Source organism: Streptomyces sp. NPDC051582 (assembly GCF_040681715.1).
GTDB lineage: Bacteria > Actinomycetota > Actinomycetes > Streptomycetales > Streptomycetaceae > Streptomyces.
Genome location: NZ_JBFAZJ010000030.1, coordinates 58,202 through 79,171, shown reverse-complemented (window position 1 = coordinate 79,171; position 20,970 = coordinate 58,202). Strand labels below are relative to the sequence as shown.

Genomic DNA, 20,970 nt, shown 5'->3' with positions numbered 1-20,970 from the left:
GGGCGGAGGACATTACGGCGGCGGACGGGAGCCGGCCGGTGACCACGGGTGACGGGTTGCCCGCCGTCCCGCTGCGGGGCAGGTCGGGCAGGGTTTCCCGGTCCGGGCCGGCGATGGGCAACGGGAAACCCGTCGACCCCCGCCGGCAGCCGGGCAAGGCTGAAGACGTCAGCGAGTCGGGGCGTCGGGCCGGTACGGGCTCCCTCGCCCCGACGTCAACCCAGGGACTCACCCAACAGGGGGACATGATGCGCAAGATGATCCGCGGCGCCGCCGCGCTCGCCACCGCCGCGGCGGCCGTCGTGGCACTGAGCGGCCCGGCCGACGCCAGGCCCGCCGACGACTGGGCCGGCTGTCCGTACGGGTCGGTCTGCATCTACCCGCAGGACCAGAACCCGGCCGTCAAGCCGAGCCACATCTTCACCAGCTACGGAGCCCACAACCTCAGCAACCAGTACGGCAGCCACTGGGTCCTCAACAACCAGTACGGCGGGGCCACCGCCAGCCTGTGCACGGGCTCGGGCGGGGCGGGCTGCGGATCCCCCATCGCCCAGCAGCGGGGCGTCTACGCGAACCTGACCCCGATCAATTCCATCACCCTCAATCGCCCGTAGCGGGGCACCCGTTCGCGGCCTTCCGGGTCCGCCGCTCCCCCGGCGGCCCCGGAGGTCCGCGGCGGCGCGCGCCTCGCGCCACGCCGGCCCGGCGCGCGCCGCGCCGTCCGACCCCCGCGGTAGCCTGGGACGTTCCATCTCACGACCTGGGCGCGCTGTGCCATGGGGGATGCCGTGGGGGACCCGGACCGCGGACGCGACACCGATCACCACACCGATCACGAGCCCGATCCACTCGGAGCGGCCGGCACCGCCGGCCCCGCCGCGGCCTTTCCGGCCCAGTTGCGCCGGCTGCGGGTGCAGCGCGGTCTGTCGCTGGCCGATCTGGCCCGCCGGACGCACTACAGCAAGGGCTATCTGAGCAAGATCGAGACCGGCGCCAAGCGCGTCACCCACGATGTCGCGCTGCGCTGCGACCGGGTGCTGGAGGCCGGGGGCACGCTCCTCCAACTGGTCACGGAGGCCGAGGTGCCGAAACCCCGCACCGCCGCGGCCTCCGGGCAGGCTCGGTCGGCCGGCGAGTGCCCCTACCGCGGCCTCGCCGCGTTCACCTCGCGCGACGCGGGCTGGTTCTTCGGCCGCGACCGGGTGACCGCCGCCCTGGTCGAGCGGGTCTTCGACCGGATCGGCGGCGGCCCGCTGGTACTCGTCGGCCGTTCGGGCGCCGGAAAGTCCTCCCTGCTCAGCGCGGGTCTCGTACCGGCCCTGCGGCGCACCGGCGGATTCCCGATGGCGGGCGCCGACGGATGGCCGGTCGTACGGCTCACCCCGACCGCGCATCCCCTCCAAGAGCTCCTGGACTCCACCGCCAAGGTGCTGGGCGGCGACCTCGGGATCACCGTGCGGGAACTGCGCGAGCGGCCGCGACGCCTGCTGGAAGCCGTCCGGGGCCTGGCGGACGGCTCCCCCGGCGAGGCGGGTGAGGCGGGCGGGGCCGGGGATGGCCGGCCCCCCTCCGTGCGGCCGGTCCTGCTCGTGGACCAGTTCGAGGAACTCTTCACGCTCTGCTCCGACGAGGACGAGCGGCGCGGCTTCGTCCACGTCCTGTGCGCCCTGGCCACGGCGGAACCGGGGACGAGGGCGCACGACCCGGCCGTCGTGGTGCTCGGCGTACGGGCCGACTTCACGGGCAGCTGTCTGGACCTGCCCGAACTGGCCGCGGCCTGCACGGACGGGTTGTTCGTCCTCCCCCCGATGTCCGTCGCCGAGCTGCGCGAGTCGATCACCCGCCCCGCCGAGCTCGCCGGGCTCGCCCTCGAACCGGGCCTGGTCCAGCTGCTGCTGCGCGACGCGGGCTTGCGGGAGGAGCCCGCCGCGGCCGCCGGCGGCCCTGCGGCCGGGCCCGGTGACGCTCCGTCGGGTGCGCTGCCGCTGGTCTCCCACGCCCTGATGGCCACCTGGCAGCGGCGGGCCGGGTCCACCCTGACCGTCGCGGGGTACGAGGACTCGGGCGGCATCCAGGGCGCGGTCGCGCACACCGCCGAGAGCGTGTTCGCCCGCCTGTACCCCGAGGAGCAGCGGACGATCCGCCGCGTCCTGGTGGCACTGGTCCACGTCGCCGACGGCGCGGTGGCTACGCGGCGGCGCACGTCCCGGGCCGAGCTGATGGAGCAGCTCGCCGGTGCCGACCGGGCCGCCGCCGCCCTCGACGCGTTCGTCCGGGCCCGGCTGATCACGATGGACAGCGACACCGTCGAGATCACCCACGAGGCCCTGCTGCACGCCTGGCCGCGGCTGCGCGGCTGGATCCACGCCGACCGGGACGGGCTGCTGGTCCACCGGCAACTGGCCCGCGCCGCCGAGGAGTGGGAGCGCGAGGGGCGCGACCCGTCCGTCCTGTACCGCGGGAGCCGGCTGGACGCCGCCCGTGCCCGGGCCGGGGAACTCGGCGGCGGGAGCCGGCTCGGCCCCCGGGAGGCGGCCTTCCTGAGCGCGAGCCGGGCCGCGCAGGACATGCGCCGGGCGCAGGCGTTGCGCCAGGTCCGGCTCCGGCAGCGGATGGTGGCCCTGCTCGGCGTCCTGCTGGTCCTGGCCCTGAGCGCCGGGGCCGTCGCGTACCAGCAGCGGTCGGGTGCCCTCCGCCAGGAGCGCACCGCCCGTGCGCAGGCCCTCGCCGTCCGGTCCACCTCCCTCGCCGCCGGTCAGCCGGAGGCCTCGATGCGGCTCGCGGAGGAGGCGTACCGCACGGAGGCGAACCCCGAGGCGCGGGGCGCGCTGCTGAGCACGCAGTCCCAGCCCTTCCTGGCCCGGCTCGGCGGGCACGGCGGGCCGGTCAACGCGGTGGCGTTCGCCCCGGGCGACGGGCTGCTGGCGAGCGCCGGTTCCGACGGGAAGGTGCTGCTGCGCCGGGTCGCGGACCGGCGGACGACGGCCACGCTGACCATGCCGGGCCGGGTGCGCGCGATCGCGTTCGGGCCGGGCGGCCGGACCATCGCGGCGACGTCCTCGCAGGGGCCGGTGCGGGTGTGGGACACGGACGGGCACGTCGTCGCGGTGCTCCCGGCGGGGACGGCGGACGCCCGGGCCGTGGCCTTCGCTCCCGACGGGCGCTCGCTCGCCGTCGCGGGCACCGACGGGACGGTCCGGTTGTGCGATCCCGCCGGCGGCGGGTCGGCCGTGACCGAGCTGACCGGCCACACCGGGCGGGTCAACGCCCTCGCGTACGCGCCGGACGGCCGGACGCTGGTGTCGGCGGGCGCCGATCAGACCGTACGGCTGTGGGATCCGGTGGCGGCCCGTCAGATCGCGGTCCTCTCCGGGCACACCGCCGAAGTACTGGCGGTGGCCTTCGCGCCGGACGGGCGGACGGTGGCCTCCGGGGGCGTGGACCGGACCCTGCGGCTGTGGGACGTGGCCGAGCGCCGTACGACGACGGCGCTGACGGGTCACAACGACGACATCAACGCGGTCGTCTACACCCCCGACGGCACCACGGTCGTCAGCGCGGGCGGCGACGGCACCACCCGGTTGTGGGACGTGCGCGGCGGCCGGGCGCTCGCCACGCTCGCCGGGCACACCGACTACGTGCTCGGGGTCGCGGTGGACTCCGGCGGCGCGTTGCTGGCCACCGCGGCCTTCGACCAGTCGGTGGTGCTCTGGGACCTGCGCGGTCCGGTGCTGACCGCGCGCCCGTTCACCGAGATCTGGCAGGCCGCCTACAGCCCGGACGGGAAACTGCTGGCCACCGCGGACGCCGACCACACGGTGCTGCTGTGGGAGGTGGCGGGGCGGCGGGTGGTCGCCCCGCTCGCGGGCCACACCGCGACGGTGTTCTCGGTGGCCTTCTCCCCGGACGGGCGCCTCCTTGCCTCGGCGGGCGCCGACGGGACGGTCCGGCTCTGGGACGTGGCCTCCCGTACGGCACTGGGCACGCTCACCGGGCACGGCGGGATCGTGTACGCGGTGGCGTTCTCCCCCGACGGGCGGCTGCTGGCCTCGGCCGGTTCCGACCGGACGGTCCGGCTCTGGGACGTGGCCTCCCGTACCGCCCTGGGTACGCTCACCGGTCATACGGATTTCGCGAACGGCGTGGCGTTCAGCCCGGACGGTCGCACGCTGGCCAGCGCCGGCGACGATCTGACCGTACGTCTGTGGGACGTGCCCGGGCGGCGGCCGCTGGCCACGCTCACCGGGCACGCGGGCGCGGTCCGGGCGGTCGCGTTCAGCCCGGACGGGCGGACGCTGGCGAGCAGCGGGAACGACGGCACCGTACGTCTGTGGGACGCCCGGCGGGCGGGGCCGGCGGCCGGGGCGGGGGCCGTACTGTCGGGCCACACCGGCTCCGTGCGCGCCATCGCCTTCTCCCCCGACGGACGATGGCTGGCCAGCAGCGGCAACGACCGTACGGTGCGGCTCTGGGAGGTGGCCGGAAGGCGGTCCTGGGCCGCCCTGACGGGACACACGAGCGCGGTGTGGGGCGTGGTCTTCTCGCCCGACGGACGCACGGTGGCGAGCAGCAGCAACGACGGCACGGTGCGGCTGTGGAACCCGGATCCGAAGGCCCGGCTGGCGGAGATCTGCCGGCTGCGCACGGGCACCGAGTGGCTGAAAAGCGCCCCTGCCTGCACGTTCTGAGCAAGCGGGTGCACGAGCCGGACCGGCGGGGCACGTACGATCACAGCCCGCGGACTTGACCGCCCCGCGGCGGCGAGTTCGCGACTGCGACAGCTAATCCCGTCCCGTCATCCCGTAGTTGAGGAACATCGTGCGCCTGCCTCTCGACCGACGCCTGACTCTCAGTGCCGCCCTGCTCGCCGTCGTGGCCGGCGTGGTGCCGGCGACCGCCGCCCAGGCGGCCGCGAGCCCGTTCGCCGCCCCGGCCGCGGCGCAGACCACCGCCGCGCACGCCCCGAAGCCCGACATGGCGGCCGTCACACAGGCGTTGAAGAACACCCTGGCCGTCGGGGCTCCCGGCGCGATGGTCCGCATCACCGGCTCCGGTGCGCCGCTGACCAGCGCGGTCGGCGTCCAGGACCGGACCACGGGCGCGGCCATGGACGTGAACGGCCGCTTCCGGATCGGCAGCGTCACCAAGACGTTCTCCAGCGTCGTCCTGCTCCAGCTGGTGGACGAGGGCAAGATCAGCCTGGACGCCCCGGTCAACCAGTACCTGCCCGGCCTGCTGCCCGACGACCGCATCACGGTCCGTCACCTGATGACCCACCGCAGCGGGTTGTCCGACTACACCAACGCCATGTTCGACAAGACCGTGCCCGGCTTCGAGGCCGTCCGGAACAAGGTCTTCACCTACCAGGAGCTGGTCGCCCTCTCGCTGCGCGAGCCGCGCACGACCCAGCCGGGCGTCTCGTACCAGTACTCCAACACCAACTTCGTGGTCGTCGGCATGCTCATCGAGAAGGCCACCGGTCACGGCGTGGCCAAGGAGTACGAGAAGCGCATCATCAAGCCGCTGGGCCTGAAGAACACCTCGTACGTCCACCCCTCGACGGAGATCAAGGGCGCCCACCTGCACGGCTACCTGCACCCGGACGAGGCGGGGGCGCCGCTGGTCGACTCCACCGAACAGACCGTCTCCTGGGCGCAGTCCGCCGGCGCGATGATCTCGAACGCGGCCGATCTGAACACCTTCACGTCGGCGCTGCTCGCCGGCAAGCTGCTGAAGCCGGGCACGCTGGACGCCATGCTCACGATGACCCCGACGGACGCGGCGAACAGCCGCTTCTACGGCCTGGGCCTGCGCCGCTACGACCTGTCGTGCGGTACGTCGGTGTACGGGCACACCGGCACGGTGCAGGGCTTCTACACGTACGCCTTCTCCACGCGTGACGGCAAGCGCAGCCTGGCGGCGGTGGCGAACACCTCGAACAAGGGCGAGGCGAACACGGCCCTCGGCGGCACGCTCGAAGGCGCGTTCTGCGGGAAGAAGACCCCGGCGGCAGGCCCGGCGGCCGCGCCCTCCCAGCGCGGCTTCGCGCTGCTGCCGGCGCTGACCGCGGCCCCGGCCGAGCAGGACCTCCCGGAGCGCGGCTCGCGCTGACCCCGGTGACGGATGCCGCCCGGCCGGACCCTGCGGTCCGGCCGGGCGGCGCGTCGCGTTCTCAGGCGGTGACGCGGATCTTGGACTGGCCGTGGCCGAAGCGCTCCCAGTCCTCCATGAACCGGGCCTTCAGCCCGTGGCGGGCCGCGAGGTCGACGAGGGTCCGGGTGCGGTAGTAGAAGTCCTCCCGCAGGACCTGGTGTTCGGTGCCCTCGGTCCGGTCGAAGGTGAAGTCGAAGAAGCCGCCCGGGGCCAGGATGCGGCCGACGTGGGCGAAGCACTCCTCGATGATCTCGATCGGCGAGTGGGAGAACACGCTGTGGGCGTGCACGACGTCGAAGTGCGCCTCGGGCAGGAAGTCGAGCGTGAGGTCCTGGGTGAGGGTGAGGTGCGGCAGCTTGCCCTGGAGCTCCTGGCGGGCCAGCGTCTGCTTGGCGGATATGAGGATGTCCGGCGAGATGTCGATGCCGTAGTACCGGCCGGGATCGAGGTGCTCGATGAACCGCCAGCCGGCGCGCAGGTTGCCGCAGCCGATGTCCAGCATCGCGTGGTGCGGGGCGAGGCCGTGCTCCACCAGGTACTCGAACTGCATCTTGCCGAGGGCCAGCCACCGGTCGTGGGTCTGGCTGCCGACCGCGGCCTCGGGATTGCGGGCGGTGTCGGAGGCCATGACCGCCCGGTAGTAGCCCACGTGGTCGGGGTGCTTGAGCCGCAGCCAGCTGTCGCGGGCGGCGCGGCGGACGTACGGGCCGATGCGCGCGGGGTTGCGCGCCGCGTAGCGGACCTTGTGGGTCAAGGTGGTGCGGTTGGCGATGAGGTTCTTCTTGGTTGCCATGGGAGGTTCCTCCGGAAGAAGCGGTGGAGAGGGCCTGACAGGCGGGCTCAGCCGAGGCGGCGGCCGCGCAGCCGGACGGTCGTCAGCGTGACGAGGGCCAGGGCGAGGAGCAGGTAGACCGTGGTGTCGATTCCCTGGAAGGTCCAGAAGTCGGAGCTGGGGTAGACCTTGTGGACCCGGCCCGTGAAGCCGTGTTCTTCCATGCACGCGCGCAGTTGCCCGCCCGAGAACAGGCAGTTCTCCAGCGGGTGCTGGGCCCCGTCGGGGGTGAGGTAGCGGTATCCCGCCGACCAGGCGCTGCCGATGGGCTGCTTGGGCTGCGTGCCGGGGGTGATCCGGTCGACGGGGGTGACGAAGTCCCGGCGGAAGAAGGTCAGTACGGCGGCCACGGCGAGGACCGCGGCGAGGGTCACGCCCATCGCGGGGAGCGTACGGCGGACCAGCAGGCCGATCGCGGTGCCGGCGGCCAGGGCGAACAGGGCGCCGGCCACGGCCGAGGGACCGGACGCGTTGAGGATGTACGGGTCGTGCCAGTACACCCCGTCGTACATGTTGGCGATCGGCGCCCACCACCAGGCGAGGAGTCCCGCGACGGCGGTGGAGACGGTGGCGGCGCAGAACGCGGCCAGGCCGAAGCGGGCGGCGAACCAGCTGCGGACGCCGGTGTCCTGGGTGAGGACGACCTTGATCGTGCCGCTCTCCAGCTCGCGGCCGATGAGCGGGGCTCCCCAGAACATGCCGATGGCCGCCGGGAGGGCCAGGCCGATGGCGCCCAGGAGGCGGATGCCCCCGCTGCTCTCGGACATGGCGGCGTAGGTCTCGGGCGGGCATTCGCCGTTCCAGCCCTTGCACTGCGAGAGGTCGTAGCCGCTGACGGCCTCCATGAGGTCGGCCCGCCGCAGGGCGACCCACACCGTGAGGGCCGTGACGAGCAGGGCTCCGGCGAGGACGAGCAGGCGCTGCTGGCGCCAGGCGAGCCACAGGGTGCCCGTCATGCCGCGGCCTCCGTTGCATGTGCGGCGCTGCGGGGGCCGGAGCGCAGGTGGGCGAGCAGGAGTTCTTCGAGGGAGGGCGTCGCGGTGATCCAGCGTGCGTCGACCCCCGAAGGGAGGGAGCCGCCGGGCGCGTTGCGGACGAGCGCGGTCAGCTGACGGCCGGTGGTGGTGGCGTGGACGACGGCTTCGCGGTCGGCGCCGTGCGGCAGCCCGTCCGGGGTGTCCGGGTCGGCGCGGCCGGTCAGGCGGGTGTGGGCCTCGCGCAGGTCCTGGGTGTCGCCCGCGAGCCGGATCCGGCCGCCTTGCAGGAGCAGCACGTGGTCGCAGACGTTCTCCAGCTCCGGCAGGACGTGCGAGGAGATCACGACGGTGATCCCGCGGTCGGCGACCTCGGCCATCAGCAGGCCCATCACCTCGTGGCGCACCAGCGGGTCGAGGTCGGCGAGCGGCTCGTCCAGCAGGAGCAGGTCGGCCTGTTTGCCGAGGGCCAGGGCCAGCGCGACGCGGGTGCGCCTGCCTCCGGAGAGGGTGCCAATCCGGGTCCCGGGCGGGATCCCGCCCTCACCGACGATGCGTTCTGCCTTGGCCTGGTCCCAGTGGCGGGGGCTGAGTCTGCGGCCCACGGACAGCATCTCCGCGACGGTGAACTGCGGGTAGAGCGGCTTGTCCTGGCTGACGAAGGCCGTCCGGGTTCGGGCGGCCCGGGTGCCGGGGAGGGCGCCGAAGACCCGCATCTCCCCGGTGGTGGGCCGCAGCAGGCCGGTCACGAGGTGGAACAGCGTGCTCTTGCCGGCCCCGTTGGGGCCGACGAGCGCGGCGATCCGCCCCGCCGGCAGTTCGAAGGCGCAGTCGTGCAGGGCCTGGTTCCCCCGGAACCGCTGCCCTATCGCGGTTGCCCGGAGCGCCGGTTCGGCGGTCGGGTCGTTCACGTGGTGTCCTCTCGTGACGGTCGTTGCGTGCCGGCCGCCGCGGATCCCGCCGGTCCCGGCGGCCGCGCCGCCGCCTCGGCGAGCGCCGCCTCGACGAGCGCCAGTACGTCCTCGCGCCCCAGCCCGGCGGCGTGTGCGCGGGTCACCCAGCCGACGAGGTCGGCGCGCAGGGGCGAATCGGCGGCGGCTTCGGGGCGGGAGAGCGAGCGGGTGACGAACGTGCCCTGTCCCGGGCGGGGTTCGACGAGCCCCTCGCGCTCCAGCTCTCGGTAGGCCTTCAGCACGGTGTTGGGGTTGATCGCGGTGGCCTCCACCACGGCCCTGGCGGTCGGCAGCCGGTCCCCCGGTTCCAAGACGCCCAGTCGGAGCGCCTGTTTCACCTGGTTGGCGAGCTGCAGGTACGTGGCGACACCGCTGTGCCGGTCCACCTGAAACTCGATCATGCGCCTGCCTCATTCCACTAATGCCTTAGTGGAATGATGTGGCGAGAGGTCACGGTCCGTCAAATCGCGGACGTGCGGGGCGGCAGGAACCCGAAGGCCGCTCCTACCTGATCAAGTGGCCCGCAGGCGGGGCGGGAGGCGGGGCGGGGTGCGGGGGCCCGATTTCGGCGGGCGGCCGGGAGCGGCGGTCAGGTCGCGGATGCGATCGGTGAAGTCCGGGTCGGGCAGCGGGAGTTCGAGATCGTCGTCGACGTAGCTGACGGCGGCCGAGACGTACTCCATGACGGCTCTGACCGTGCCCGTACCGCGCCCGGACCCGGCTCCGCCGGGACGCAGCGCCCGCAGGACGCGCAGGGTCGTGGGCAGGCTCGCGTCGGCGGCCAGATCGCGCTCCGCGCCGTCGAAGACCACCGTGGACGTGTCCGGCACGTCCGAGGGGGGCGGAGCGTCCGCCGCCCGCCCCGTGGCGGCCGGCACCGTCTGGCGCCGCCACCAGACGGCCTCGTGGTCCTCCCCGAGCGCGAGGTGGTGGAGGTACAGGCAGTACGAGGCGATCGAGTCCCCGGCGCCGGCGGCGTACTGCCACCAGAACCGGGCGGAGTCCTCGGCGTCGGTGAGCAGCAGGATGCAGCCCAGCACGCGCGCCCCGGAGGGCTGGGGCAGTTTGTGCGTGAGGAAGTCCCCGAGCGCGGCGACCGCGGCGCCCGTGACGGCCGTCTCGCACAGGGCCCGCAGGTCGCGGGCGGCTCCCCGCATGTCCTTCCGCGGTTCGCCGGGCGCCGCGCCGCAGGCCCCGGCGATCACCCCGCGGTGCGGTGCGCCGCCGGTGTCCGCGATGTCGGCGGGAGCGTGCGGAGCCGTGTGGAGGCGGGCGCGGGCCAGCAGTTGGTCAATCGTCGAGGTCACCGGAGACCTCCTCCTCGGTGGTCGTGTCCGGGTACAGGACGGCGTGCAGATTGCGTTTGGCGTGTCGCGCGGTGGAACGCACGGAGGCCGGGGAGACGCCCAGTTCGTCCGCCGCCCGGGCCTCCTCCAGTCCGCACAGGTGGAGCAGGACGATGACGTCCCGCTGCATGGGCGGCAGGCCCCCGACGGCCCGGAACAGGGCCATGGACTCCTCGACCTGCCCGACCGGGTCGGGGGCGAGACCGAGGGCGACCGTCTCGAAGGCGGCCTCGACGAGGGAGGGCCGGCCGTTCTCCTTCGAGGCCCGTTCGAGCACGGTCTGGCGCAGCATCGGCCATGCGAACCGCTCGGGGTTCTCGCTGGCGAGCGCGTCGTGCCACAGCATCAGCAGGAGCGTGAACACGTCGTCGACGGCCTTCTCGACCAGGCCGCCCCGGCGCAGGAACGCCGAGGCGTAGCTGGTGTAGTGCGGCCGGTGCATCTGCTGGAAGGCCCGGAAGTCCAGCGGGGCCGAGGTGTTCGCGGTGCGGTGGCGGGCGCCGCCCTCGTGGAGGCAGTCCTTGATCCACGAGGTGCGCTTGCCGATGTCCTGGGCCGCGATCACCCAGCGCAGCCGCATCGAGTCGTACGGCAGGCCGGGCCGCTCCAGCGCGAGGAGCACCGTGCGCACGAACACCCAGCGCGGGTAGCGTCCGACGGCCCGCAGCAGTTCCGATATGTGCCCCTTGTCCCGGCCGGTCCGGGCCTGGAGCTCGTCCAGGGTCACTCCCTTGCCGTGGATGGCGTCGCGCAGCGGCTCCAGCCAGGCGCGGTGCGCCGGCCCGGTGCCCTCGGTGATGGGGCCCAGCGGCCGGCCGGGCCTGCCGCGCCGGCCCTCGGGGAGGTCCTGGGGTGCCGAGTGGAGGTTCATCCCCGCGGCTCCTCTTCCCGGTCGGGCACCTGCGCGGCGGGCCGCTCGCGGCGGCTCTCGGCCACCCCGGTGCCCGCCTGCACGATCTGCTGCACGCCCAGTGCGACCGACGGGATCAGGGCGGTGACGGCCGCGACGGGCTGTCCCGCCACCACCATCACCACGCTGAAGGCGAAGATCGCTAAGAGCGCCACCACGGTGACGATCATCCGGTTGTTCTTCATCGCGCCGTCCTCTGGCTGCTTTGCGCCTGGTTGGTGTCTGTCCGGGATGCGGCTCATGGCGTTGCCACGCCCCCCTTCAGGAGCCGAAGCAAGCATGGAGTGAACAGAGTTGGACAGGTGCGAAAAGAGCAGAACGGGGAACAATCAGAACCCGGCGTCCGCCCCGCTTCCGTCAGGTTCGAGGGGGATCCTGGCCACCAGCCGGGCACCGGCCGGCGCGTCCTCGACCGTGAGGGATCCGCCCAGGCGGGTGGCGATGTCGCGGGCTATCGCCAGACCCAGGCCGGTGCCCCCCTCGTCGCGGCTGCGGGCGTCGTCGAGACGGGTGAACCGCTCGAAGACCCGCTCCCGGTCCGCGACCGCGATGCCGGGCCCGTCGTCGCGGACCTCCAGTACGGCGGTGCGCGCGGGCCCGTCGGCGCGCAGGACGAGCCGGACCCTCCGGTCGGCGTGGCGCTGGGCGTTGTCCAGCAGGTTCGTGACGAGCCGCGAGAGCCACAGGGTGCTGCCGCGCACGACCGCCTCGGGAGCGATCTCCATGTCGACGGGGATGCGGTCCCGGCGGCGCGAGCGGGCCGCCTCCCGGGCCACGTCCGCCAGGTCGACGGGAGCGTCCGGCGGCGCCTCCCCGGTGTCCAGGCGGGCCAGCAGGAGCAGGTCGGCGGCGAGGTCCTGGAGCCGTACGGTGTCCTCCAGGGCCCCGCTGACCAGCTCGCCCCACAGCGCCGGGTCCGGGTGGGCCTGGGCGACTTCGAGCTGGGTGCGGAGCACGGTGATCGGGCTGCGGAGCTCGTGCGAGGCGTCGGCGATGAACCGGCGCTGGCGGATCCCGGCGGCTTCCAGCCGGTCCAGGGTGGCGTTCATGGTGACGGCGAGGCGGGCGATCTCGTCCTGGCTGCGCGGCACCGGCACCCGCCGGTGCAGATCGCGGTCGCTGATCGCGGCGACCTCGGCGCGGATCGCCTCGACGGGCCGCAGCGCCCAGCCGGTCACCCGCCAGGTGACCAGGGCCACGGTGAGCACGAGCAGCGGAACCACGACCGCGAGCACGCCGGTGATGACGTCGTCGGCGGTGTCGGCCTCCCTCAGGGAGGTCCCGGCGTACACGGTGACGAGGCCGTCCGCGGTGACGGTGGTGACCTGGACGACGCGGTGGCGGCGGTCGCCGCGCGCCGGGCCCTCCTTCCAGGTGTCGCGGACCGTGCCGGGCCGTCCCGGGCGTGCCGGGGAGAGGGCGGGGCGGCCGGCCAGGTTGGGACTCGCCGCCAGGACCCGGCCCCGGGCGTCGACGATCTGGACGAAGTCGGTGCCGCGCCCGGGGGTCACGACGGTGTCGAACCGGCCCGCGGCCACCAGCCCGGCGGTGGAGAGGGCTTCGCGCTCGGCGGCGGCCTGGGCGTCCCGCATCAGGTTGCCGTCCAGGATCCCGAGCAGGGCGAAGGACGCGGCGCCGAGCGCCAGGGCCACCACGGCCGAGGCGCCGAGCGTGGCCCGGGCCCGGACCGACCGGGGGCGCAGGCGCCGGGCGAGGTCGCCTGCGGACTTCGGGCGCGGGCCCCGTACGAGCTCACGGATCCGGGCGCCGGCGTGCAGCGGGAAGCGGCCGAGGACGCGGGCCGCGGCGGCGCCGACGGGTCCGCGGTCAGCCACCGTCGGCCGCCAGCCGGTAGCCCGCGCCGCGGACGGTCTCCACGGCGGCCCGTCCGAAGGGTGCGTCGATCTTCCGGCGCAGGGCGCTGACATGGACCTCGACCACGTTGAGGTCGCCCTCGTACGCCGCGTCCCAGACGTGCTCCAGTATCTCCCGTTTGGGAACGACCTCCCCGGCCCGCCGGGCCAGGTACACGAGGACGGCGAACTCGCGGGAGGTCAGCCGGGCTTCGGACCCGGCGCGCGTGCACCGCTGCCCGGCCGGGTCGATCACGAGATCGCCGAACTCCATGATCTGCGGACTGCGGCGGCCGGTGCGCCGGATGAGGGCGCGCAGCCGGGCGACGAGGACCACGTAGGAGAACGGCTTCGACAGGAAGTCGTCCGCGCCGGTGTCGAGGGCCTCGGCCTCGTCGTACTCGCCGTCCTTGGCGGTGAGCATCAAGATCCCCGACTCGCAGCCGCTCGCGCGCAGCCGGGCGCAGACCCGGTAGCCGTTGAGTCCGGGCAGCATGATGTCGAGCACGATGGCGTCGTAGTCGTGCTCCCCGGCCAGCCACAGGCCCTGCGGGCCGTCGTGGGCCACGTCCACGGTGAAGCCCTCGGCCCGCAGACCCCGCTGGAGGGCAGCGGCGAGCCGCCGTTCGTCCTCGACCACCAGTACGCGCATGGGGACAGGTTCTCAGGTCGCGCCGTCCGCTTGCTGAAGAGGTCTTCAGCCGGCTTCAGCAGGGCTTCAGCATCCGGCGCGCACGATCTGCCCAGCCGGGCAGCGTGCCCGCAGAACGCGAGGAGCATGTCGATGACTCAGTCCAGTCCCCAGCCCGCCGATCCGCCCGCCGGCCCGGACGAGGCCAAGACCCTGGCCGGCGCGGGCGGCGGCGCGGCGGGCCGCCGCGGCCGGCTGGTCCGCCTCGCCCGGGAAGGGCGTACGAGATGGGTGGCCCTCGGGGCGGTCGTCGTGATCGGCGGCGGACTGGCCGCGGTGGCGGTGGCCGAGCACGGCCACCACGACCACGTGCGGGGCGGTTTCGCCGCCAAGGTCCGCGCGCACGGCCCGGGCGAGGGTCCGATGGGGGGCCGGCCGGGTCCGATGGCGCGCAAGGGCGGCGAGCCCGAGATCGTCGACGGCGACCGCACCTTCCCGGACGAGAGCGGGCCGGCGGGCCGCGGTCCGGGCGGTCCCGGCGGCGGCCGGGCCGGCGGCTCCGCCAAGGGCGGCGCCCCCGCGCCGCTGCCCGCGCTGTCGGCGGCCCAGGCCGTGGAGAAGGCGACGGCCGCCGTGGAGGGCGGCAAGCTGGAATCGCTGCGTCCCGTGGCCCAGCAGGGCGGCGGCAGCGCGTGGCTGGCCGTCGTCCTGGGTACGGACGGGGTCCGGCACGCCGTGACGCTGGCCGGCGCCGACGGCGCCGTCACCGGCAACACCCCCGTCGGGAAGGGTCCGGTCGGTACCCGCTGACCGCGCGCCCGGCCCTCAGGCGCTCCGGCCGGCCGAGTCCAGGAGGGCGAGGTCCTCGGCGGACAGGCGCAGGGAGCCCGCGGCCACGTTGGCGGTGAGGTGGTCCGGGTTCCCCGTGCCGGGGATGGCCAGGACGTGCGGTCCGCGGTGCAGGGTCCACGCCAGCCGGATCTCGGCGGCGCCCACCCCGTGGGCGCGGGCCACGGCGAGCACCTCCGGGTGCTCGGCGCCGCTCGCGCCCGCTTCGCGTCCCGTGCCTGCGATCGAGTAGAAGGGCACGTATGCGATCCCCTGCTCCCCGCAGGTGCGCAGGAACGCCTCCTGCTCGGGAGCGGCGCCGAGTCCGTACAGGTTCTGTACGCAGACCACGGGCGCGATGGCCCGTGCTTCGGCGAGGTGCCCGGGCAGGACGTTGGACAGGCCCAGGTGGCGGATGAGTCCGGCTTGGCGCAGTTCGGCCAGGGCGCCGAAGCGCTCGGCGATCGAATCGGTCCCGACGATGCGCAGGTTCACCACGTCGAGGTGGTCGCGGCCGAGCTGGCGGAGGTTCTCCTCGACCTGGCCGCGCAGCTGTCCGGGGGTGGCGTGCGGCAGGAACTCCCCGGACAGGGCGCGGCCGGGGCCGACCTTGGTGGTGATGACGAGGTCGTCCGGGTAGGGGGCCAGGGCCGTGTTGATCAGCTCGTTCGCGGAGCGCAGCGGGGAGAAGTAGAAGGCGGCGGTGTCGATGTGGTTCACGCCGAGTTCGACGGCGCGGCGCAGGACGCCGATCGCCCGGCCGCGGTCGCTGGGGGCGGCGCCGGGGGCGAAGGCCGGGCCGTTCTGGGTCAGGCGCATCGCGCCGAAGCCGAGGCGGTTCACTTCGAGGTCGCCGAGCTTCCACGTGCCGGATGCGGCTGCGTCGGGGGTCTGATCGGGGGTCTGATCGGGGGTCTGAGAGGTCATGCCGAAAGGATCCGCACCGCGGTAGGGTCGGGGCCATTGATTTGGGCATGGGTGAATCCAAGGGGTGGTCCTGCTGGCGGAGTTGGCGTTCTCGGCGGGCGATCTGGCGCAGATGCGGTTCGCCGTCTCGCCGCTGTGGGAGGTGGTCACCAGCTTCCGGCGGCTGCTGGGCGACGGCGCCGTGTCGCCCGTGTACCGGCCCTGGGCCGAGCAGGTGCGGCCCCGGCTGGCGGCCGCCGGGCTGGACCGGGGCTGGCTCGCCGAGCTGGTCCCGGCCTCGAAGTACGTACCGCACTTCCTCAACCCCGCGCCCGCCGGACCGGCCCCCGCGCTGGCGGCGGAGCTGGCAGAGCTGGTGGCGGCCCCCGCCGAAACGGTTCGCCGCAACCTCGACCACCTCCGCCACCACCAGGACGCGCTCGGCCCCCGCGCCCGGGCCCTGTACGCGGATCCGCCGGCCCGCCTGCCGCGGCTGGCGCAGGAGGTCGAGGCGTACTGGAAGCTGGCGCTCGCTCCGTACTGGGCGCGGATCCGCGCGGTACTGGAGGCCGATGTCTTCCACCGGGCCCGGCAGGCCGCCGAGCGGGGCGCCGGCCAGGTCATCAACGAGCTGCACAGCGCCGTGCGCTGGGACGAGAACGCGCTGAGCCTCGTGCGCCGCACCCGGCCGCTGACCCGGGAGATGGCGGGCCGCGGTCTGCTGCTCGTGCCCTCGGCCTTCCTCGGGCCGGGCCTGCTCACCCGGATGACCCCGCCGGACCCGCCGCAGATCGCGTACCCGGCGCGCGGGGTCGGCGCGCTGTGGGCGTCCCGGCCGCCGAGCCCGAAGGCGCAGGCCGTCGCCGCGGTGCTCGGCCGTTCGCGGACCCTGCTGCTGACGGAGCTGGAGGCCCCGGCCTCCACCACCGAACTGGCCCGGCGCACGGGGCTGTCGGCGGCCCGGGTCTCCCAGAACCTGACGGCGCTGCGCGACGCGGGACTGGTCAGCGCGCACCGGGCGGGCCGCTCGGTGCTGTACGCCCGCACCGCGGTCGCCGAGTCCCTGCTCGGCTCGTCCGTCTAGGGGGTGTCCTGCCGATCCGCCCTGATCCGAAAGACACGGCCTCAGGGGGTGCCCGCCCACACGGCGGGCTTGCGGTGCGCCCAGGGCGCGGCCTTCTCCAGTTGCGCGGCAAGCCGGAAGAGCACGTCCTCGCGCCCGTAGCCCGCGGCGAACTGGACACCGATCGGCATGCCGGTGGCCGGGTCGAAGGCCAGCGGCACCGACATCGCGGGCGTGCCGGCGACGTTGAAAGCGGCGGTGAACGGGGAGCGGTGGAACAGGTGCTCCACCCAGCCCAGCCCGTCGGCGTTCTCCGCTCCCCGGCCGTAGGTGCCCAGGGCCACCGGCGCCTCGGGGAGCGTCGGCGTCAAGAGCACGTCCCACGACTCGAAGTGGGCCCCGACCGCGCGGGCGACCCGGTTGCGCACGTCGAGGGCGCGCACGAACTCCGCGCCGCTCACCTTGAGTCCCCACGCGTAGCTCGCGAGCATCTCCGGCTCGACGGTGGACTCGTCCACGGGCCGGCCGAAGGCCCCGGCGAGGTCGTCGATCCACTGCACCAGGTTCGCGCACCACAGGCGGGCGTTGGCGAGCACGAACTCCTCCCAGCTCACGCCGAGATCCACGGTGGCGACGTCGACCTGGTCCACCTGGTGGCCGAGCGACTCCAGCAGCCGGGCGGCGGCCAGGGTCGCCTCGTGCACGGCCGGCTCCACGGCCCGCCCGCTCCAGGGGGTGGTGACCAGGCCGACGCGCAGGCGACCGGGCTCCCTGGTGATCTCCTCGGCGTACGGGCGGCGGGGGCGCTCCGCGAAGTAGGGGTCGCCGGTCTCCGGGCCCTGGATCAGGTCGAGCAGGGCCGCGCTGTCGCGCACGGTCCGGCTGAGCCCGCCGTGCACCGCGAGGCCGTTGAAGACCTCGTCGGCCTCCGGCCCCAGGGAGACCCGGCCCCGGGTGGGCTTGAGCCCGAACAGCCCGGTTCCGGCGGCGGGCACGCGTATCGATCCGGCCGCATCGGTGGCATGGGCGAGGGGAGTGATGCCGGCGGCGACGGCCGCGGCCGACCCGCCGCTGGAGCCGCCCGGTGTCCGGGTGAGGTCCCAGGGGTTGCGGGTGGCGCCGTACAGGAGCGGCTCCGTGGTGGTGCTGAAGGCGAATTCGGGCGAGCCCGTGCGGCCCAGCGTCACCAGGCCGGCCCGGCGGAACCTCCGCATCAGGAAGGAGTCCTCCGCCGCCACGTTGCCCGCGGCGAGGCGGCTGCCCAACTCGACGCGCTTGCCCTTCATGGACACGGCCAGGTCCTTGATGAGGAACGGCACGCCCGCGAGCGCGGTGCTGCCCGGGACCGGGGCGTCCTCGGCGGGCCAGCTCTCCACGACGGCGTTGATCCGCGGGTTCACGGCCGCGATCGCGGCTCGGGCCGCGGCGGCGAGCTCCGCCGCGGTCACCTCTCCCCGCGCCACGAGGCCGGCCAGTCCCACCGCGTCGTACCGGGTGTATTCGTGCAGCTCCACGGATTTCCACCTGCGTTCCCGCTCGGTCCCGTGCGATACCGATCGGTATCGCTTGGGAGTGGGCGGTAACGTAACATGGCCCGAGAGACGCCGGCCACCGCGACCGAAGCGAGGCAGACCATGACGAGCAGCCCCCCGCGGCCGGGCCGGGACTCCAGGGTCGCGCGGCTCCCCCCGCGCGAGCGCATCCTCGACGCGGCCGAGGAGCTCTTCCTCCGGGAGGGCGTCAGGGCGGTGGGAGTCCAGGCCGTCGCCGAGCGGGCGAAGACGACGAAGACGGCCCTCTACCGCCATTTCGCCACCAAGGACGCACTGATCGAGGAGTGGCTGAGGATCGTCGCGGCGCAGTACACGACCGCCTTCGACCGGGTGGAAGCCGAGCACGCCGAAGACGGACGGGCCCAGGTGCTCGGCGTGGCGCGCTTCGTCGCCGAAGGACTGCCGGACATCGTCGGCAGGGGCTGCCCCTTCGTGAACTCCATCGCCGGCCTGACCGACCCCGGCCATCCGGCCCGCCGGCTGATCGAGGAGCACAAGGTCGATCAGCGCCGCCGCCTCACGGCCATGTGCGAGCGGGCGGGAGCGAAGGTGCCCGATGACGTCTCCGCGGAGATCACCTTCCTCCTGGAAGGCGCCCAGGTCAGCGCTCAGAACGGCAGCGTCGACCGCGTGGGCGACAGGCTCATGGCGACCGTGACGGCAGCCCTGGACCGGGGGACGGCGGCGCGGGAGAAGGGCCGCTGAGTCCTGAAGGGCGCCCTTCAGGACGCGCCGGCATCCGCTAGGGGGTGTCCGCAAAGTCCCGCCTGTCCCGCGGGCGGACGCCGCCACTTTGCGGCCACCCCCTAGAAGGGCTTGGTCGGGAGGTACTTGCCGTCGAGGGTGATGACGGCGCGCTCCCCGCCCTCGGGGTCGGCGACCTTCTTGACGTCCAGCCTGAAGTTGATCGCGCTGATGATGCCGTCGCCCAGCTGCTCGTGGACCAGGGCCTTGAGGGTGGTGCCGTACACCTGGAGCATCTCGTGGAAGCGGTAGATGGTCGGGTCGGTCGGGATGCCGCCGGGGATCGAACCGCGGGTCGGGATGGTCTGGAGGAGCCGCGCCGCGTCGGCGTCGAGGCCGAGGAGCTCGGCGACGGCCTCGGCGGAGGCGGCCGGCAGCGGGTGCTGGCCGAGTACCGCGGCGGTGACGAAGGCGACGGACAGGCCGGCCGCGTCGGCGATCCGCTGCCAGGAGAGGTCCTTGCGGATCTTGGCGTCGACGGCGGCGACGGCCAGGGCCTGGCGGGCGGAGGGGTCGAACTGGGCGTGGATCACGGGAGGTTCCCTTCGGGGGTCGGGGGTCGAGGGTTGGGGGCTGGGGCTGGGGTTGGGGGCTGGGGTTGGGGGTGCGGAGGGGCCGGTACGGCGTTCAGGCCGCGAGGGCGGCGGCGGGTTCGATCCGCTCGACCGCGCCGGTGGGGATGTCGTAGACCCAGCCGTGCAGGGTGACGGTCCCGGCGGCCAGGGCGCGGGCCACCGCGGGGTGGGTGGCGAGGTTCGCGAGCTGCACGGCGACGTTGCCCCGGATCAGGGGCCCCGGCTCGCGCCGCGCCGCTTCGGCCGGGGCCGCGTGGCGCAGCCAGCGGGCGACGGCGGGCAGCTCCGCGAGGTCCTGTCCGGCGGCGAGCGCGCTCATGGCGCCGCAGGCGGAGTGCCCGCAGACCACGATGTCGGCGACGCCGAGGACGGCGACCGCGTACTCGATGCTGGCGGCGACGCCGTCGCCGCCGTCCAGGACGTCCGTGTGCGCCGGTACGAGGTTGCCGGCGGTCCGGATCACGAACAGCTCGCCCGGCTCCCGCTGGGTGATCAGCTCCGGGACGACGCGGGCGTCCGAGCAGCCGATGAAGAGCGTCCGCGGCCGGTGGGTGGTCGCCAGGCGGGCGAAGAGCTCCGCCTTCGCCGGGAAGACGTCCTGCTGAAAGTGCGCGAGGCCCTCGGTGAGGTCTTGCACGGTCACTCCCTTCGGTGGGGCCGGCCCGGGTCGGGCTGACGAGATCCACCATGCATGACCTGGATCTATAGTGTCCAAGACATGTTGAGCATGATCGTTATTGGTGCGATCTATACTCGCTTCCATGCCCCTGGAACTGCGCCATCTGCGCTATCTGCTGGCCGTGGCCGAACACGGCAGCTTCACCCGCGCCGCCGAGGAGCTGCACGTCTCCCAGCCCACGCTGTCCCAGCAGGTCAAGCAGTTGGAGCGGACCGTGGGCGTCCAGCTGCTGGACCGTACGGGGCGGTCCGTACGACTGACCGACGCCGGCGCGACCTTCGCCTCGTACGCGCGCCGCGCGCTCCAGGACCTGGCCGCCGCCGAGCGGGCCGTGCTCGACGTCGCCGATCTCTCGCGCGGCAGCCTGCGCCTCGCGATGACCCCGACCTTCACCGCGTACCTGCTGGGCCCGCTCGCCGCACAGCTCCACGCCCGGCACCCCGGAATCGCCCTGAACGTGAAGGAAATGACGCAGGATCAGCTGGAGTCGGCGCTGCTGGCCGACGCCGTCGACCTCGGCATCGCCTTCCCGGGAGCGCATCTGCCCGGCATCGGCGCCACCGACCTCTTCACCGAGACCCTCGGCCTGGTCGTGGGCCCCGACCACCCGCACGCCGGCCGCACCGAGCCCCTGCCCGTGGCCGAACTCCCCCGTTTCCCGCTCGCGTTGCTCAGCGGGGACTTCGCCACGCGGGCGCACATCGACGCGTACTTCCGCCTGCACCGCGTCGCGCCGCGGATCGCGGTCGAGGCCAACTCCATCAGCGCCCTCACCGAGATCGTCCGCCGCACCGGGCTGGCCACGGTGCTCCCCGACGCCCTCACCCGCGGAGACACCCCGCTGCACCCCGTCCCGCTCGCCCCCGCCCTCCCGGCGCGGACGGTGGTCCTGCTGCGCCGCGAGAGCGCGTACGAGAGCGCCGCCGTCCGCGCCTTCACCTCGCTCGCCCGGCAGTGGCCGCACCCCTGA

The 20,970-nt window shown here is 74.1% G+C and carries 20 protein-coding genes; 7 read left to right on the top strand and 13 right to left on the bottom strand.

Going from position 1 to position 20,970, the window contains the following annotated elements; translation table 11 throughout:
* Positions 1–38: 38 nt before the first annotated feature.
* From AB0M92_RS31095 to AB0M92_RS31085, 3 genes are all read left to right on the top strand, one after another.
* Positions 39–614, top strand: a complete 576-nt coding sequence (locus AB0M92_RS31095) for a hypothetical protein (RefSeq protein ID WP_366105643.1) — start codon at positions 39–41, stop codon at positions 612–614.
* A 174-nt stretch (positions 615–788) separates the two neighbouring features.
* Positions 789–4,688, top strand: coding sequence for a helix-turn-helix domain-containing protein (locus AB0M92_RS31090; RefSeq protein ID WP_366105642.1), 3,900 nt, complete (start codon positions 789–791; stop codon positions 4,686–4,688).
* 136 nt (positions 4,689–4,824) lie between these two features.
* Positions 4,825–6,111 carry a serine hydrolase domain-containing protein gene (locus tag AB0M92_RS31085; RefSeq protein WP_366105672.1) on the top strand — a complete coding sequence of 429 codons (1,287 nt, stop codon included), beginning with the start codon at positions 4,825–4,827 and terminating at the stop codon, positions 6,109–6,111.
* A 61-nt stretch (positions 6,112–6,172) separates the two neighbouring features.
* On the opposite strand, the gene AB0M92_RS31080 is transcribed toward AB0M92_RS31085, so the two are convergent.
* From AB0M92_RS31080 to AB0M92_RS31040, 9 genes are all read right to left on the bottom strand, one after another.
* Complete coding sequence (locus AB0M92_RS31080; RefSeq protein ID WP_366105641.1) at positions 6,173–6,946, bottom strand: class I SAM-dependent methyltransferase; 774 nt, start codon at positions 6,944–6,946, stop codon at positions 6,173–6,175.
* 47 nt (positions 6,947–6,993) lie between these two features.
* Positions 6,994–7,941, bottom strand: a complete 948-nt coding sequence (locus AB0M92_RS31075; protein ID WP_366105640.1) for a transporter — start codon at positions 7,939–7,941, stop codon at positions 6,994–6,996.
* Entirely contained in the window at positions 7,938–8,870 is a 933-nt protein-coding gene (locus AB0M92_RS31070) for an ABC transporter ATP-binding protein (RefSeq protein WP_366105639.1), read from the bottom strand. The genes AB0M92_RS31075 and AB0M92_RS31070 overlap by 4 nt, the downstream gene beginning before the upstream one ends.
* Complete coding sequence (locus AB0M92_RS31065; protein WP_366105638.1) at positions 8,867–9,313, bottom strand: GntR family transcriptional regulator; 447 nt, start codon at positions 9,311–9,313, stop codon at positions 8,867–8,869. Before AB0M92_RS31065 ends, AB0M92_RS31070 begins: the two co-directional genes overlap by 4 nt.
* 111 nt (positions 9,314–9,424) lie before the next feature.
* Positions 9,425–10,219, bottom strand: coding sequence for a hypothetical protein (locus tag AB0M92_RS31060; protein ID WP_366105637.1), 795 nt, complete (start codon positions 10,217–10,219; stop codon positions 9,425–9,427).
* The gene (locus AB0M92_RS31055; protein WP_366105636.1) at positions 10,203–11,129 is read right to left on the bottom strand and encodes a sigma-70 family RNA polymerase sigma factor; all 927 of its coding nucleotides are present in this window, start codon (positions 11,127–11,129) and stop codon (positions 10,203–10,205) included. Before AB0M92_RS31055 ends, AB0M92_RS31060 begins: the two co-directional genes overlap by 17 nt.
* On the bottom strand, positions 11,126–11,353 hold the full coding sequence (locus AB0M92_RS31050) for a hypothetical protein (protein ID WP_366105635.1): 228 nt from the start codon (positions 11,351–11,353) through the stop codon (positions 11,126–11,128). Before AB0M92_RS31050 ends, AB0M92_RS31055 begins: the two co-directional genes overlap by 4 nt.
* A 144-nt stretch (positions 11,354–11,497) precedes the next feature.
* Entirely contained in the window at positions 11,498–12,871 is a 1,374-nt protein-coding gene (locus tag AB0M92_RS31045; RefSeq protein ID WP_366105671.1) for a HAMP domain-containing sensor histidine kinase, read from the bottom strand.
* Positions 12,872–12,995: 124 nt separating this feature from the next.
* A complete protein-coding gene (locus AB0M92_RS31040; protein ID WP_366105634.1) occupies positions 12,996–13,673 on the bottom strand; it encodes a response regulator transcription factor in 678 nt (225 codons plus the stop codon).
* A gap of 132 nt (positions 13,674–13,805) precedes the next feature.
* On the opposite strand from AB0M92_RS31040, the gene AB0M92_RS31035 reads away from it, so the two are divergent.
* On the top strand, positions 13,806–14,462 hold the full coding sequence (locus tag AB0M92_RS31035) for a hypothetical protein (RefSeq protein WP_366105633.1): 657 nt from the start codon (positions 13,806–13,808) through the stop codon (positions 14,460–14,462).
* Positions 14,463–14,477: 15 nt separating this feature from the next.
* Here AB0M92_RS31035 and AB0M92_RS31030 read toward each other — a convergent pair whose 3' ends face one another.
* Positions 14,478–15,407 carry an aldo/keto reductase gene (locus AB0M92_RS31030; RefSeq protein WP_366105631.1) on the bottom strand — a complete coding sequence of 310 codons (930 nt, stop codon included), beginning with the start codon at positions 15,405–15,407 and terminating at the stop codon, positions 14,478–14,480.
* 70 nt (positions 15,408–15,477) lie between these two features.
* Between AB0M92_RS31030 and AB0M92_RS31025 the strand changes: the two genes are divergently transcribed.
* Positions 15,478–16,470 (top strand): DUF5937 family protein, encoded by a 993-nt coding sequence (locus AB0M92_RS31025; RefSeq protein WP_366105669.1) that lies wholly within the window; start codon positions 15,478–15,480, stop codon positions 16,468–16,470.
* A gap of 41 nt (positions 16,471–16,511) precedes the next feature.
* On the opposite strand, the gene AB0M92_RS31020 is transcribed toward AB0M92_RS31025, so the two are convergent.
* The gene (locus tag AB0M92_RS31020) at positions 16,512–17,963 is read right to left on the bottom strand and encodes an amidase (RefSeq protein WP_366105630.1); all 1,452 of its coding nucleotides are present in this window, start codon (positions 17,961–17,963) and stop codon (positions 16,512–16,514) included.
* 120 nt (positions 17,964–18,083) lie between these two features.
* Here AB0M92_RS31020 and AB0M92_RS31015 point away from each other — a divergent pair, with 120 nt between their 5' ends.
* Positions 18,084–18,707: a helix-turn-helix domain-containing protein gene (locus AB0M92_RS31015; protein WP_366105629.1), complete on the top strand. Its 624-nt coding sequence runs from the start codon at positions 18,084–18,086 to the stop codon at positions 18,705–18,707.
* Positions 18,708–18,808: 101 nt separating this feature from the next.
* Here AB0M92_RS31015 and cynS read toward each other — a convergent pair whose 3' ends face one another.
* Positions 18,809–19,279 carry a cyanase gene (cynS, locus tag AB0M92_RS31010; RefSeq protein WP_366105628.1) on the bottom strand — a complete coding sequence of 157 codons (471 nt, stop codon included), beginning with the start codon at positions 19,277–19,279 and terminating at the stop codon, positions 18,809–18,811.
* A gap of 94 nt (positions 19,280–19,373) precedes the next feature.
* Positions 19,374–19,958: a carbonic anhydrase gene (locus tag AB0M92_RS31005; protein ID WP_366105627.1), complete on the bottom strand. Its 585-nt coding sequence runs from the start codon at positions 19,956–19,958 to the stop codon at positions 19,374–19,376.
* Positions 19,959–20,082: 124 nt separating this feature from the next.
* Here AB0M92_RS31005 and cynR point away from each other — a divergent pair, with 124 nt between their 5' ends.
* Positions 20,083–20,970 carry a transcriptional regulator CynR gene (cynR, locus tag AB0M92_RS31000; RefSeq protein WP_366105626.1) on the top strand — a complete coding sequence of 296 codons (888 nt, stop codon included), beginning with the start codon at positions 20,083–20,085 and terminating at the stop codon, positions 20,968–20,970.

What these genes read in the sequence shown, in the direction of transcription:
- AB0M92_RS31080 (WP_366105641.1), bottom strand. Translation starts at nt 6,946, where the DNA reads ATGGCAACCAAGAAGAACCTCATCGCCAACCGCACCACCTTGACCCAC.
- AB0M92_RS31075 (WP_366105640.1), bottom strand. Translation starts at nt 7,941, where the DNA reads ATGACGGGCACCCTGTGGCTCGCCTGGCGCCAGCAGCGCCTGCTCGTC.
- AB0M92_RS31065 (WP_366105638.1), bottom strand. Translation starts at nt 9,313, where the DNA reads ATGATCGAGTTTCAGGTGGACCGGCACAGCGGTGTCGCCACGTACCTG.
- AB0M92_RS31055 (WP_366105636.1), bottom strand. Translation starts at nt 11,129, where the DNA reads ATGAACCTCCACTCGGCACCCCAGGACCTCCCCGAGGGCCGGCGCGGC.
- AB0M92_RS31050 (WP_366105635.1), bottom strand. Translation starts at nt 11,353, where the DNA reads ATGAAGAACAACCGGATGATCGTCACCGTGGTGGCGCTCTTAGCGATC.
- AB0M92_RS31040 (WP_366105634.1), bottom strand. Translation starts at nt 13,673, where the DNA reads ATGCGCGTACTGGTGGTCGAGGACGAACGGCGGCTCGCCGCTGCCCTC.
- AB0M92_RS31035 (WP_366105633.1), top strand. Translation starts at nt 13,806, where the DNA reads ATGACTCAGTCCAGTCCCCAGCCCGCCGATCCGCCCGCCGGCCCGGAC.
- AB0M92_RS31030 (WP_366105631.1), bottom strand. Translation starts at nt 15,407, where the DNA reads ATGACCTCTCAGACCCCCGATCAGACCCCCGATCAGACCCCCGACGCA.
- AB0M92_RS31015 (WP_366105629.1), top strand. Translation starts at nt 18,084, where the DNA reads ATGACGAGCAGCCCCCCGCGGCCGGGCCGGGACTCCAGGGTCGCGCGG.
- cynR (WP_366105626.1), top strand. Translation starts at nt 20,083, where the DNA reads ATGCCCCTGGAACTGCGCCATCTGCGCTATCTGCTGGCCGTGGCCGAA.